The organism is Gemmatimonadales bacterium (genome assembly GCA_036265815.1).
GTDB lineage: Bacteria > Gemmatimonadota > Gemmatimonadetes > Gemmatimonadales > GWC2-71-9 > CAVVWJ01.
The window spans coordinates 127,290-139,807 of the sequence record DATAOI010000027.1 but is presented as its reverse complement, the minus strand read 5'-3'; the positions used below and the strand labels follow the sequence as shown (position 1 = coordinate 139,807).

Here is a 12,518-nt window from a genome sequence, read left to right as displayed (position 1 = left end):
CGCCATCACTCTCGCGCCGACCAGCCCGCAGATGGTGCTGCTCAAAGTGCTCGTCGCGCTGGGCCGGGGCGATCTCGGCAGCGCCCGCACGGCGGTCCGCGGTGCCGCGGATCGGATCGACGCGACCGCGCTCGTTGCCTTCCTCGCCACGTACCAGGACCTCTACTGGGTGCTGGACGACGCACAGCAGCAGCGGGTGCTGAGGCTGCCGCCGGCCGCCTTCGACGAGGACCGCGCCGCGTGGGGGCTGGTGCGGGCCGAGATCTATCATCTGCACGGTGACTCGAGCCGCGCGGCCGTCTACGCCGACTCGGCGCGCCGTGCCCTGGAGGCGCAGAGCCGGGAGGCACCGGAGGATGGGCAGCGCCATGTGCTCCTGGGGCTGGCGCTGGCCTACGTCGGCCGGAAGGCGGAGGCGATTCGCGAGGGCCGGCGCGGAGTCGAGCTGCTCCCGATCGACCGCGACGCCTTCCTCGGACCCTACGTGCAACTCCAGCTCGTGCGGATTTATCTCCTCACCGGCGAGCCGGACAAGGCCCTCGACCAGCTCGAGCCGCTGCTCAAGATTCCTTTTTATCTCTCGCCCGGCTGGCTCCGGCTGGATCCGACGTTCGATCCGGTGCGGACTCATCCACGGTTCGCGCGGCTCCTCGCCGACAGCGGCTAGCGTAGCCGACTGTGCCGTTCATTCTGCCGGTCGCCAAGTCGATTCGGGCAGCCTCGATCGAAGGGTTGATGGAAGCCCATGAGGCCCGGAGTTCGCGTTGAGGCCCCGGGTCCCCATCAGGGGCTGCTCGTTCGAAGTCCGAGGCTCATCGTCGGCCGCAGGTTCCAGATCTCCACCGTCATTCTCGTGATCAGGCGCCTCGCCCCGTCGGGAAGCGCTTGCTCGCTGCTGCCGGTGAGCAGCGCCGCAAGGCTGGCCATTGGACGGAGCCGCACGTAGCGCGGCACGGCTCCCCCCGCCACCATCCGGTACCAGAGCGTCTCACCTTCGGCCCCCGGCCGGGACGCGCCGAGGGCGGCTTCGAACGCCTTTGCCGCTCCCGGCGCGAGCTCGACGCTGGTGAACTCGAGTCGCGCGGTGGTTGGTGGCACGCCGCTGCCGCGGGAGAGAGAGGGCAAGTACTCGTAGAGCCCGTTCTCCACCCATTCGACGTGCGGCGCGACGTTGAGCAGGTTGTCCCGCTCGTCCTCGGCCGGCGTGACGGCGCTGTCCAGGCTGGCGGCCGAATGCCCGAAGGTCGCATAGACGAACCACCGGTAACGGTCGCCGCCCCAGATGGACCAGCCATACCAGGTCCAGGAGTCTCCGGCCTGCCTGTGCCACTCGAGGTGCTGGACGTATCCGGTCTCGAACTCCACTGATTGCCCGTCGTGCGGACGGAGCACCGCGATGCGGGCGTAGGGCCCCGGTCCCACCTGGGCGGCGAGCAAGGCCGGAACCGCGATGCTGATGGGGCAGAACCAAGCCTGTTTCATGTGCCGAGTATAAGGCACCGCCTCCCGCAGGATCGGCCGAGTTTCCCACCTTTTCGGCCAACCGTTGAGGCCGTCCCATTCCATGGCGCATATTGCCATCATGCCCAAAACTCGTCGCATGGTGGTGCTGGTCGTCCCGCCGATCGAGGAGCTGGACCTTGTCGGTCCCGTGCAGGTGCTGAGCACGGCGTCCCGCCTGATCCGCCGAGGCGGAACCCCCTACCAGATCCAAGTCGTGTCCACGACCCCGGATCGCGTGATCGCGGGGGAGAGCGGGCTCTCCATCATCGCTCAAGGGCACTACCGCGATCTCATGGGCGAGATCGATTCGCTGCTCCTGGTGAGCGGCGTACGGACGCGGAACCGGCGCGACGACGAGCTGGCCACGTGGCTACGGCGAACCGTGCCGGCCTGCCGCCGGGTGGGCGCGGTTTGTATTTCCGCGTTCATCCTGGCGCACGCCGGCGTGCTGACCGACCAGCGCGCCACCGTGCACTGGAAGTACGCCCACGAGCTGGCGTACCGGTTCCCACGGCTCTCGGTGGATCCGAATCCGATCTGGGTACAGGCGGGTAACATCTACACGTCGAGCGGCTTCTCGGCGGGGATCGACCTAGCGCTCGCATGGGTGGCGGAGGACTGCGGGAGTGCGGTGGCGGTCGAGGCCGCACGGGAGCTGGTGCTCTTCCTCAGGCGTCCGGCCAGCCAGACTCAGCTCAGCGTCACCCTGGCCGCGCAGGCCAGCGAAATGCGGCCGATTCAGGAGCTCCAGGTCTGGATCGCGGACAATCTCCGGCACGAGCTTTCCACGGCCGCACTGGCCGACCGGGTTTCGATGAGCGTGCGCCACTTCTCGCGGGTGTTCACCGCGGACGTCGGCACCACGCCGGCCAGGTACGTGCTGCACCTCAGGGTCGAGGCAGCGCGCGGACTGCTCCACTCCTCGTCGCACGATCTCAGGCGGATCGCCAGCGCCGTGGGCTTCGGCAACGTGGAGGGGATGCGCCGGGCCTTCGTGCGGGTGCTCGGCAGGTCGCCGCGGGAGCTCCGCGGGGTAGCCGCTACGGAAACGCTACCGCCTCCACGCCGAGAACGACATCGGTGAAATCCGGCTCGCCGGCGGTGCCCGCATTGTCACCGTCTTCGAAATTGATGGTCCAGCTGGGGAAGCTCCCGGTAAGGTGCGCCTCCGGCGGGGCGGGGGCCGGCTCACCGGCATCAGCCGTACCCTGGCTGAATCGTATCCGCACTTGGCTGCCGGCCGGGAACACGATCGCGCTGTCCGCGGGGCCGCCGAAGATCTTGGTCGAGTCGCCGACGCTCCTCGCGCACACGTTGAGAAAGCTCTGGTCGATGTGCGGAACGGTGACTCTCTCCCCACGGAGGTCGCAGCTCAGGCCGAGCAATTTGAACTTGATGATGGACTGAGCCGTAATGTCGAGAAGGCAGTCCACCTGAGTGCCGGTGGTGGTGCACCCCTCGGCGCCCGCCACTGGCGGAGACACGGTGATCGTCTGTGTCTCGACGCCGGTGGCGCCCTCGTCGTCGGTCACCGTGAGCGTGACCGTGAAGTCGGTGGGGGCTACGATGCTGTAGCTGTGCGACGGATTCTCCACGTCGGCGGTCCCGCCGTCGCCGAAGGTCCACGCAAAGGCGACGATGGTGCCCGGGGCCACGTCCGTGCTGGTGCTGGTGAAGCTGCAGGTGGCCGCATTACAGGTGTGAGTGAAGCCCGCCGTCGGTGGCGTGTTGGGCGCGACCACAGGAGTGACGCTGACGGTCTGTGTCACGGTGTCGGTGGCACCCTGGTCGTCGGTGACGCTCAGGGTGACCGTGAAGTCGGCGGGCGCCGTGACGGTGTAGCTATGCGACGGATTCGCGACATCGGCCTTCGCGCCGTCGCCGAAGTCCCACGCATACGCCGCGATGGTACCCGGGGCCGCGTCGGTACTGGTGCTGGTGAAGCTGCAGTCCAACGCGGTGCAGGTGTGGGTGAAGCCTGCCGTCGGCGGCGTATTGGCCGGGGGCTCGACCGAATCGATCGTGATGGCGCTGGTCTTCGTATGGCTCAGGCCCTCGGCATCATGCACCGTCAGGCTGACGTTAAAGGTCCCTGCGGTGGTATAGGTGAACGTTGCATTGGCGGTGTTGGCGTCGGCATTGCCGTCGCCGTTGAAATCCCAGCTCCACGCCGTCACCGCTGTGTCATCGGTGCTGGTGCTGACGAAATCGCAGGGCACGCCGATGGTGCACGATGGGACCGTGAAGTTCGCCACCGGCGCCGCGTTGTCGGGCGGGGAGACGTCGGCGCCATTACCGCACGCCGAGGTCAGCACCAGAGTTCCGGTAACAACGGCCAGAAGACCGATCGATCGCATGGGATCATCCCAGCCAGGAAAAGGCAACGTCCAGGGAGCGACGGGGTGTGATGCGCGTGGGCTCGGAACGCGCCGACGCAGGCGCTAGAGCCGTGCCACTCGCCGGCCGACGTTCGCACACTCTCGGCATCACCAGCAACATTCGAATCTACAAGTACTTACGGGACTGATCCAGAAAGCATCACACCGCTGCGGCTGATCCACAAGTGTGGCGACCAAGAGCCGCCCGGATGGGCTGCATGGCGGCGGAATATAGCCCCCGTCGGGAAGCCGACCGCCAGCTTCCCGACTATGTTCCCACTCCATCCGACACCGACCACGCCGTGCACTTGTGCTGTCCTCGAACCGAAAGCACACAACGATGGATGTGAGAGCTGCCGAGCCAGCCGAGCTCGATCACCTGGCGAAGATCTGGTATGACGGATGGCGGGATGCTCACCTGCGCATTGTGCCCGCCGCACTCGCCCGGATTCGCACGCTGGAGAGTTTCCGGGACCTATTGGAGAAAATGCTCCCGGATGTCAGAGTCGTGGGGCCGTTCCCCACGCCGGTCGGCTTTTGCAGAGTGAAAGGTGACGAGCTCGACCAGCTCTACGTCGCAGCCGCGGCGCGGGGCTCAGGCGTGGCCGCTGCTCTGATGATGGACGCGGAGGCTCGCCTCGCCCAGCACGGAGTCGAGGTCGCCTGGCTTGCGTGTGCCATCGGAAACGTGCGGGCCGCAAGGTTCTACGAGAAGTCTGGTTGGGAGCGAGCCGGGACGGTGCTCTATCAGCCCGATCTGGCGGAAGCAAAGCCGTTCGAGGTCTGGCGGTATGAGAAACGTCTCCTCAAGAACGGGATCTGACGTGAACGGCGCCGAGATCCTTGAGCTCTTTCCCGGTCCTGGTGGAGGACACGATGCGACCATGACACGGCTCCGAAGGAGCAACGTGGTGGCTTCGGTCCGGACAGCCGGCGACCGCCGCCCCGCTTAGACCTTTGCCGTCTGCATCCGCTCCATCATCGCCGCCATCTCCTCCCGATTCGGCCCGTAGATGCTCGGTGGTACCCCGCCGGCCAACCGGCACATCATCGAGAGCTGTCCGCGGTGATGGATCAGATGCATCAGCATCGCGCCCCAGAGGATGGTGCGGATCGGCAGACGCTGATCGACGAACTGGACCTCCCGGTTGAGCTGCGCGTCGGTGAGGTCCGCCAGCCGCGCCACCGCATCGTCATGCACCCGGCGATACCCTGGCGCCAGGAGCTGGACCTCGCGGGGACGCTTGAGGTTGGGCGGCGCCTCCTGGAAGGTGACCGCCCCTTTGGTGATGCCGTAGCTGATGTACCCCTCGATCTCGCTCAGGTGCCATGCCATCTCGCCCAGCGAGCGGCCCTTCGGATCCGGGCGATAGTCGTACTGCGTGGTCGGGAGCGCTTCGAGGACCTTGGTCGTGAGCCCGGCTTCCATATCCCAGACCTGACGAAACCGCTCCAGCTCATTCATGGGCGCCATATGACCTCCAGGTATCGTGCTGTGGTGGCGTGATCGCGAAACACGGCCCTATTGTGCAGCCTCGGTCCGATTGGCGCAACCACATTCTTCCCCTCAGGCCGCGGGCTCCTGCGCCACGACGTTGGCATGGCGCGCGAAGCAGCGCCAGGTACCACTTTCGAGCCGCCACAGATTGGTAAAGCGCCGGTGCGTGATCCTCCCGTCCGGCGGATCGGTCACCCGGTCGCTTCCCATCACCACCACCACGTCGCCATGGCGGGCCATGTGCTCGATCTCGAGCGCCAGCGAGGTGTGCCGGATGCGCCCGGCCTCGAGCAGCGCCAGCGTTCGCCGCTTGTCGTTCACGACGTTGATGGGGGAGTTGACCACGAAATCGTCGGTCCACAGCCGCTCGAGCGTGGCGAGGTCCGCGGCGAGGAACGCGGCGCGATTCTCCTCCTCGTGCGCACGGATGTCCTGATTCCAGCTGCTGCTCATCGAATCTCCTCTGCTGGTCGCATGTGGATGAGGATCAGTCGAGACGACGGAGAACTGCAGGAAGGCGTCCTGCCTAGAGCAACTTCACGATCCAATCCCCGAGCACGTATCCGATTCCCGCGACGCCGACCCCCACCAGGAACATGTCCATCCCGCTCCGGATCACCCCCCGCCCGGTGAAGAAGCTCCGCGCCGCGCCCACCCCGAAGTGCGAGATCATGGCCAGGATGAACGAGGTCCAGATGGCCGCAGGGCTGGTGCTGAAGACCAGCGGCGCCACGGGAATGAAGGCGCCGAACGCGGTCGCGACCCCCGTCACCCAGCCCTCCCGCATCGGCGTGCTCGCCGCCTCGCCGATCTTGAGCTCCTCCCGGACCTGCTCCTCCAGCGCCCGTGCCGGGTCCTTCATGAGCTGGGCCGCCAGCGCCTCCGCCTGCGGCGCCGGGATGCCCTTGGCCTGGTAGAGCAGGCTCATCTCCTCCTGCTCCAGCTCCGGCATGAGGCGGATTTCCTCCCGCTCCATGGCGATCTCGTGCTCGAAGACCTCGCGCTCGCTCTTGGCCGCCAGGTACCCGGAGGACCCCATGGAGAGCGCATCCGCAGCCATCCCCGCGAGCCCGGCCACCACGACCGCGTGAGTGGCCCCCGTCAGATGCCCCTGCGCGCCGATCATCCCCGCCACCAGGCCGAAGTTGGCCGTGAGGCCGTCATTGAACCCATAGACCACGTTCCGGAGAAACCCTCCGGCCCCGGTCTTATGCCACGGCTCCCCATCGCTGCCGCTCATCCGGGCGAGCGTCTCCGCGTGCTCCTTCGACTCCTTGGCTAGCCGGAGCGCCGTCGGCCCGACGGCTCCCTCCGGCGACTCCCGGTAGAGGTTGAGATAGCCCTTCACCTCCCGCCCTTCCTCCTCCAGCAGCATAGGCAGCAGAACGCCGCTGCCGATCCGGTGGGCCAGCCAGGCCCGGACCTTGGCCCCCCGTGAGGGCGGCGGGACCTCGACCGAATGGCCATTCTCCGCCAGGATCTTGCGCCACATCTCCACGTGGCGGTCCTCGACGTGCGCCAACCGCTGGTACAGCTCCGCCTTGGCGGCATCCTTCTCGGCCTGGGCCAGCTCGCGGTAGAGGAACGCCGCGTCGGCCTCGTCTCCCAAGTGGTGCAGCCAGATGTCCTTGTCGGCAGTCGTCGTCATGGCCTGGAGTATAACGGGCCTGCAACGATCCCCGGCACCACCGCATCTTTAAGTAGCCATGACACGGACGCTTCTGATGGATTCGTACCTGCTCGCCAATGCCGATACGGTCGTTGCCCGAGCCCGGGCCGGAGAGGCGGCCGCCCTCGAGGAGCTCTACCGGGCCTTCGAGGTGCCAGTCTACAACCTGGCCCGCCGGATCTGCCGGACCGCCGAAGACGCCGAGGATGTGCTGCAGGAAACCTTTTTCGAGGTGTGCCGGAGCATCGGCAAGTACCGCGAGGAGGGGAGCCTCTGGGGCTGGGTCCGGACCATCGCCGCGAGCAAGGCGCTCATGCGCCTCCGGCGCAACAAGTACCGGGAGACGGACGAGCTGCAGGACGAGGTGATGGGGCATCGCAGGGAAGACGCGCATCTGCGCATGGACCTGGAGGCGGCGCTGGAGCGCCTCTCGGAGACCTCCCGGGCGGTCGTCTGGCTGCACGACGTCGAGGGGTACACCCATGATGAGATCGCGGAGATGATGGGGAAGACTCCGAGCTTCTCCAAGTCCCAGCTGGCCCGGGCCCATATCCGGCTCCGCCGCTGGCTGGGCGAAGAGGAGGTGGGCAGATGACTCATCTGTCGATGGACGCCCTGGTCAGCCTGCGGGAGGCCGGCGTGGAGCCGGGGGACAGCGCGGCGCGCGAGCATCTGCGGGACTGTCCGGCGTGTCAGGCTGAGCTCGAGCGGCTGCACCAGCGGGTCGCGCGGCTCAAGGCGCTCCCGGCTCTCCGCCCCGCGCGAGACCGCTGGCCTCAGGTGGCCGTGCGGGTGACGGCGGAGCGGCGGCAGCGACGGATGCGGATCGCGGCCCTGGTCGGACTGGCCGCGGCCGCGTCGGTCGCGCTCGGCGTATCCCTGGGGACGCCGTCCGGCCAGCCGCACGCCGGCAACCCGGAAATCCTCCAGGCGATGGAGCGCTCCCAGGCGCTGGAGAACGCCCTCAGCCGCTACGATCCTGACGGCCGGGTGCTGGACGGGCGCACCGCCGGGATCGCCGAGGAGCTGGAAGACCGCATCGCCCGGGTGGATCACGAGCTGGAGATGGCGGAGCTGCAGGATCGCCGGCGCAGCGACGATCAACTCCTCGAGCTCTGGAGGGAGCGGGTCGGGCTGATGGACGCCCTGGTGGACGTTCACGTGACTCGCGCCAGCAACGTGGGGCTCTGAGCCCCGAGGAGTCACACATGCGAGCGTATACTCTTGCCGGAGCCGTCCTCACGGGGCTGGCGCTGGCGCTCCCCCCCACCGCCCGGCTGGCGGCCCAGGACACCGAGCGGCCGGCGCCGCCCGACACCTTCGAGGAGCAGGCCGGACCCGGCGGCGACCGCCTCATGCGGATCGTCATGAACCGCCGGGCCCGCCTCGGCATCAAGGTGAACCTGCAGCCCCGGGCCTCCGACTCGCTCGGCGCCTTCGTGGACGCGGTGACCCCCGGCGGCCCCGCGGCCAAGGCGGGTATCCGCTCCGGCGACATCATCACCAAGGTGGACGGCAAGTCGGTGCTGGAAGGCAGCCGCGACCGGGACGAGGATCGGCAGTCACCGGCGGGGCTCCGCTTGATCGAGCTCGCCGCCCGGCTGCAGCCCAAGGATACCGTGGCCATCGAGTTTCTCCGCGGCAAGGATCGCCGGACGGTTTCGGTGGTCACCGAGGACGAGCCCGAGATGGGGTTCCGGACCGAGGCCGGTGGGCGGCCGTTCATGTACCGATTCGACCGGGGGGACGCCGAACCCGGACCGCTCCCGACGAGAGATTTCATCGAGCGGCTGGAGATTCCACCGGGGATAGACCGGCTGTACGGCGGACCCCTGGCCGATCTCGAGCTGGCTCCTCTCAATCCCGACCTGGGCCAGTATTTCGGCACCAGTGATGGGGTGCTGGTGATCCACGCCCCCAAGGACGGGCCCTTGGGGCTCAAAGGCGGAGATGTCGTCCTGGCGGTGGACGGGAGGAAGCCGGTCAGTCCTGGCCACCTCCTCCGGATTCTTCGGAGCTATGACCGGGGGGAAACCTTCAAGCTGGAGATCGTCCGTAACCGGAAGCGGGAAACCCTCAGCGCCCGTCTCGCCGAGCCCGAGCGCTGATGTGCTCCTGCTCACAGAGGTTCGGACCGGACGTTGCTATATGTTCGGCCCACCTTGGAGGGCGATATGAATTTCCTGTGGACCTTGATCATCGGACTGGTTGTCGGCGCGATCGCCAAGCTTCTCATGCCCGGACGGGATCCGGGTGGGTTCATCGTCACGATGCTGCTCGGCGTTGCTGGTGCCCTGCTGGCCGGGTTCTTGGGCCGGGCACTGGGTTGGTACAACAATCCGGGTGCAGGTCCCGGAATCATCGCCTCCATCATCGGCGCGATGCTCCTGTTGCTGCTCTACCGGCTGTTCGTTGGACGCAGAGGCACCACGGTACCATAGCTGGGGCGGGACAGTGGTCAGCACGAAGGGGGAACGGGATCCAGGTCCCGTTCCCCCTTGCCGTTCCGGTGGCCCGACCGTCAGGCGAGGGCGACCTTTACCCGTGCCTCTCTCTGGGGATGCACCTGCCGCGCCAGCTCGGCGAACATCGCCATGTCGAGGCTCTGGGCGCCGTCGCTCATCGCCTGGTCCGGATTGGGGTGCACCTCCACGATTAAGCCGCAGGCACCCGCCGCGAGCGAGCCGAGGCTGAGAGGCGTGACCAGGGAGCGCACGCCGGCCGCGTGACTCGGGTCCACGATGACGGGAAGATGGCTTCGCTCGAGCACCATGGCCACGGCGTTCAGGTCCAGTGTGTGCCGGGTGGCGCGCTCGAACGTCCGGATGCCGCGCTCACAGAGGACGACATTCGGATTCCCCTCGGCGAGCACGTATTCCGCAGCCATCAGCCACTCTTCGATTGTGGCACCGGCTCCCCGCTTGAGCAGGATCGGCTTGCCGCTCCGGCTGGCGGCCCGGAGCAGGCTGAAGTTCTGCATGTTGCGCGCGCCGATCTGCAGCATGTCGGCGAAGTGGCCGACCACCGCGACCTCCTCCCAGCTCAGCACCTCGGTCACCACCGGGAGGCCGGTCTTCTCCCGGGCGTCCGCCAGATATCGGAGCCCCTTCACCCCGAGTCCCTGGAAATCGTAGGGGGAGGTGCGCGGCTTGTAAGCACCGCCCCGGAGCATGTCGCCGCCGGCCTGGGCCACCGCCGCGGCCGTCTCCAGGATCATCGACTCGCTCTCCACCGAGCACGGACCGGCAATGAGCACTCGCTCGTCCCCGCCGAACGTGAGGCGGCCGACCTGGATCCGGCTGCCCTCGGGATTGCGGCGCCTGTCGATCAGGGGAATGTCCGGCTTCCTGGTGTGATGGGCCGGTGTGGGGGGAGGAGCGGAGAGCCGCGACCCTTCCACCCAGGCCTCATAGCTTCCCAGCACCACGACCCGTGCGGCCAGCGCTTCGACCTCCTCCAGCGCTTCAGCCACCCTGGGGTCGGCGGTGGCACCGTCGATATCGACGTAGAACCGGTAGGTCCACGGCGCCGAGCGCTCGGGCCGGGACTGGAGCGCCATCAGATTCACTCCCCGGACGCCGAACGCCTGGAGGGTGAGCGCCAGCATGCCGGGCCGGTGGTCGATCAGCACGATGAGTGACGTCTTGTACCGCCTGGTGCCCTCGGCACCCGGGGGGAGTGCCGAGGCGTCCGACCGGGAGAAGGCGAGGAAACGAGTCTGGTTGGTGGGGTCGTCCTCGATCCGCTCCGCCAAGGGGACCAGACCGTGCGCATCCGCGGCATGGCGTGCGGCCACGGCCGCCCAGGTCGGGTCTTTCTGTTCCGCCACCATCTCGGCGCTTCCGGCGGTATCCCAGGCGCTCACCAGCTCGACGTCGGGCAGGTGCTCCGAGAGCCAGAGACGGCATTGGCCAAGAGCCACGGGGTGGGAGAGGACCCGTCGGATGCCGGACAGCGCCGCACCCGGCATGCCCATGAGTGTGTGATGGACCGGGTAGAGGATCTCATGGCTGAGCCGGAGAGTGCCGTCGCCGAAGGCCTCCTCCAGCTGGTCATACGTGGTGGTGACCGAGCCGATGAGTGAGTTCTCGATCGGTAGACACCCGGCATCCGCCTGATGCGAGCGCACCGCGTCCACCACGTCCTTTGCCTCCCTGCACGGGATGGTGATCAGCCCCGGCCATCGCCGGCGGGCCGCAGCTTCGCTGAAGGAACCGTGGGTGCCCTGAATCGCAACGCGCATAGCATGCTCCGGGAGTGGAAAAAACAAGACGCCCCGCCGGACCGGTCCGGCGGGGCGTCGATTGGGTCCAGTTCGGCCAGCGCTACGACACGCTACCGACACCGGACGGGCATCGCGCCGCGCCGGGGTTGGTAAAGTAGCCGAAGAACCACGAGCTATGATTGGCAACCATAGAGCCAACCTACCGGCCGGGAAGCGGGTTTGTCAACCCGGTGTATCTTGCGCGCGTGCCTTTCCGTCGTTTGCTCCGTCAGGCTCTGGGTCTGATGCTCGCCGGGCTGGCGCTCCCCGGCGCGGGTCGAGCGCAGGGGCTTCCGTCCTACGCGCCCATCAATCCGGTCGCGACCTCGCGGAGCGGCCTGTATTTCCAGCCGTATCAGGAGCCGCACGCCGGCCGCTGGACGGCCACCGTTGCCCTGGACTACGCCAGCACCATCGAGTACAACGAGCTCCCGGCGGCGAGCTACATCCTGGATTCTGAGGTTCTCCGGCTCCGGCTGCGTGCGGCCCGGGATCTGGACCGCCGCGCCTTTCTTCTGCTCGAGACCGACCTGGGCGGCGCCTACGATGGCTTTCTCGATGGCTTCCTCCACTGGTATCACGGCCTGCTGGGAATCGACATTCCGGAGCGCGAGAGGCGGCCCCCTAACGCCTTCCTCTACGAGATCGCGCTTCCGGGAAGGGATACCATCCAGCGGCGGTCCAGCTCGCTCTTTCTTGGCGACCTGCGGGCGGGCCTTGGCATCCGGCTGAGCCCCAAGCTGCAGACGGTCGTGTCCGTCACCCTGCCGACTACGACTGGACCGACGGGCTATGGTCGCGGGACGCTCTCCGCCAGCCTGCTCAACTCGCTCCGGCTGGTGCTCGATTCGCGGGTGGTTTACGAGGGCAGTTTAGGCGTCGGCTATACCCCGTCACACGGCGAGCTCGCCTCGGTAGAGCGCACCGTGTTCCTCGCCGCCAGCTCGGGCCTCAGATATCGTTTCTGGGGACGGCAGTCGCTCTACGCCAACCTCTTCTTTCACAGCCCATACTACCACCGAACGACACTCCCAGGCCTGGACCGGCGGGTGCTCGACCTCGATTTCGGCTGGCTGCTTGCGACCCGGCGCGGACCCGAATGGCGGATTGGCATGACGGAAGACCCGGAGCCGGGAGGCCCCGCGGTGGATCTGACTTTCCGGCTGGGAGTGGGGTTCTAGCGTCGTCGGTCATCCCGAGGAGAAG

General features: G+C 67.5%; 14 protein-coding genes. 8 read left to right on the top strand and 6 right to left on the bottom strand.

Features of this window, described 5'->3' with window-relative positions:
* The coding region (locus VHR41_05530) for a hypothetical protein (GenBank protein ID HEX3233635.1) at positions 1-667 on the top strand (667 nt) is incomplete at its 5' end.
* A gap of 116 nt (positions 668-783) precedes the next feature.
* Here the strand turns inward: VHR41_05530 and VHR41_05525 are convergent.
* Positions 784-1,482, bottom strand: a complete 699-nt coding sequence (locus tag VHR41_05525) for a hypothetical protein (GenBank protein ID HEX3233634.1) — start codon at positions 1,480-1,482, stop codon at positions 784-786.
* A gap of 100 nt (positions 1,483-1,582) precedes the next feature.
* Between VHR41_05525 and VHR41_05520 the strand changes: the two genes are divergently transcribed.
* Positions 1,583-2,587 carry a helix-turn-helix domain-containing protein gene (locus tag VHR41_05520; GenBank protein ID HEX3233633.1) on the top strand — a complete coding sequence of 335 codons (1,005 nt, stop codon included), beginning with the start codon at positions 1,583-1,585 and terminating at the stop codon, positions 2,585-2,587.
* Here the strand turns inward: VHR41_05520 and VHR41_05515 are convergent.
* Entirely contained in the window at positions 2,544-3,860 is a 1,317-nt protein-coding gene (locus VHR41_05515; protein HEX3233632.1) for a PKD domain-containing protein, read from the bottom strand. The genes VHR41_05520 and VHR41_05515 overlap by 44 nt on opposite strands.
* Before the next feature lie 367 nt (positions 3,861-4,227).
* Between VHR41_05515 and VHR41_05510 the strand changes: the two genes are divergently transcribed.
* A complete protein-coding gene (locus VHR41_05510) occupies positions 4,228-4,704 on the top strand; it encodes a GNAT family N-acetyltransferase (GenBank protein ID HEX3233631.1) in 477 nt (158 codons plus the stop codon).
* A gap of 126 nt (positions 4,705-4,830) precedes the next feature.
* Here the strand turns inward: VHR41_05510 and VHR41_05505 are convergent, their stop codons facing one another.
* The 3 genes from VHR41_05505 to VHR41_05495 form a co-directional block, all read right to left on the bottom strand.
* Positions 4,831-5,355: a DinB family protein gene (locus VHR41_05505; protein HEX3233630.1), complete on the bottom strand. Its 525-nt coding sequence runs from the start codon at positions 5,353-5,355 to the stop codon at positions 4,831-4,833.
* A 93-nt stretch (positions 5,356-5,448) separates the two neighbouring features.
* Positions 5,449-5,832 carry a nuclear transport factor 2 family protein gene (locus VHR41_05500; protein HEX3233629.1) on the bottom strand — a complete coding sequence of 128 codons (384 nt, stop codon included), beginning with the start codon at positions 5,830-5,832 and terminating at the stop codon, positions 5,449-5,451.
* Between the two features lie 73 nt (positions 5,833-5,905).
* Positions 5,906-7,027: a VIT1/CCC1 transporter family protein gene (locus VHR41_05495; GenBank protein ID HEX3233628.1), complete on the bottom strand. Its 1,122-nt coding sequence runs from the start codon at positions 7,025-7,027 to the stop codon at positions 5,906-5,908.
* Between the two features lie 76 nt (positions 7,028-7,103).
* On the opposite strand from VHR41_05495, the gene VHR41_05490 reads away from it, so the two are divergent.
* From VHR41_05490 to VHR41_05475, 4 genes are all read left to right on the top strand, one after another.
* Entirely contained in the window at positions 7,104-7,643 is a 540-nt protein-coding gene (locus VHR41_05490; protein ID HEX3233627.1) for a sigma-70 family RNA polymerase sigma factor, read from the top strand.
* Positions 7,640-8,239 (top strand): hypothetical protein, encoded by a 600-nt coding sequence (locus VHR41_05485; protein ID HEX3233626.1) that lies wholly within the window; start codon positions 7,640-7,642, stop codon positions 8,237-8,239. The genes VHR41_05490 and VHR41_05485 overlap by 4 nt, the downstream gene beginning before the upstream one ends.
* Before the next feature lie 17 nt (positions 8,240-8,256).
* Positions 8,257-9,156 carry a PDZ domain-containing protein gene (locus VHR41_05480; GenBank protein ID HEX3233625.1) on the top strand — a complete coding sequence of 300 codons (900 nt, stop codon included), beginning with the start codon at positions 8,257-8,259 and terminating at the stop codon, positions 9,154-9,156.
* Positions 9,157-9,222: 66 nt separating this feature from the next.
* Complete coding sequence (locus tag VHR41_05475; GenBank protein ID HEX3233624.1) at positions 9,223-9,489, top strand: GlsB/YeaQ/YmgE family stress response membrane protein; 267 nt, start codon at positions 9,223-9,225, stop codon at positions 9,487-9,489.
* Positions 9,490-9,569: 80 nt separating this feature from the next.
* On the opposite strand, the gene aroF is transcribed toward VHR41_05475, so the two are convergent.
* A complete protein-coding gene (gene aroF / locus VHR41_05470) occupies positions 9,570-11,291 on the bottom strand; it encodes a 3-deoxy-7-phosphoheptulonate synthase (protein ID HEX3233623.1) in 1,722 nt (573 codons plus the stop codon).
* Between the two features lie 266 nt (positions 11,292-11,557).
* Here aroF and VHR41_05465 point away from each other — a divergent pair, with 266 nt between their 5' ends.
* Positions 11,558-12,493 carry a DUF3187 family protein gene (locus tag VHR41_05465; GenBank protein ID HEX3233622.1) on the top strand — a complete coding sequence of 312 codons (936 nt, stop codon included), beginning with the start codon at positions 11,558-11,560 and terminating at the stop codon, positions 12,491-12,493.
* The last annotated feature ends 25 nt before the right edge of the window (positions 12,494-12,518 follow it).

Bases quoted from the DNA above. Each gene is read 5' to 3' on its own strand.
- VHR41_05525 (HEX3233634.1), bottom strand. From the start codon at position 1,482: ATGAAACAGGCTTGGTTCTGCCCCATCAGCATCGCGGTTCCGGCCTTG.
- VHR41_05520 (HEX3233633.1), top strand. From the start codon at position 1,583: ATGCCCAAAACTCGTCGCATGGTGGTGCTGGTCGTCCCGCCGATCGAG.
- VHR41_05515 (HEX3233632.1), bottom strand. From the start codon at position 3,860: ATGCGATCGATCGGTCTTCTGGCCGTTGTTACCGGAACTCTGGTGCTG.
- VHR41_05505 (HEX3233630.1), bottom strand. From the start codon at position 5,355: ATGGCGCCCATGAATGAGCTGGAGCGGTTTCGTCAGGTCTGGGATATG.
- VHR41_05500 (HEX3233629.1), bottom strand. From the start codon at position 5,832: ATGAGCAGCAGCTGGAATCAGGACATCCGTGCGCACGAGGAGGAGAAT.
- VHR41_05495 (HEX3233628.1), bottom strand. From the start codon at position 7,027: ATGACGACGACTGCCGACAAGGACATCTGGCTGCACCACTTGGGAGAC.
- VHR41_05490 (HEX3233627.1), top strand. From the start codon at position 7,104: ATGGATTCGTACCTGCTCGCCAATGCCGATACGGTCGTTGCCCGAGCC.
- VHR41_05485 (HEX3233626.1), top strand. From the start codon at position 7,640: ATGACTCATCTGTCGATGGACGCCCTGGTCAGCCTGCGGGAGGCCGGC.
- VHR41_05480 (HEX3233625.1), top strand. From the start codon at position 8,257: ATGCGAGCGTATACTCTTGCCGGAGCCGTCCTCACGGGGCTGGCGCTG.
- VHR41_05475 (HEX3233624.1), top strand. From the start codon at position 9,223: ATGAATTTCCTGTGGACCTTGATCATCGGACTGGTTGTCGGCGCGATC.
- aroF (HEX3233623.1), bottom strand. From the start codon at position 11,291: ATGCGCGTTGCGATTCAGGGCACCCACGGTTCCTTCAGCGAAGCTGCG.
- VHR41_05465 (HEX3233622.1), top strand. From the start codon at position 11,558: ATGCTCGCCGGGCTGGCGCTCCCCGGCGCGGGTCGAGCGCAGGGGCTT.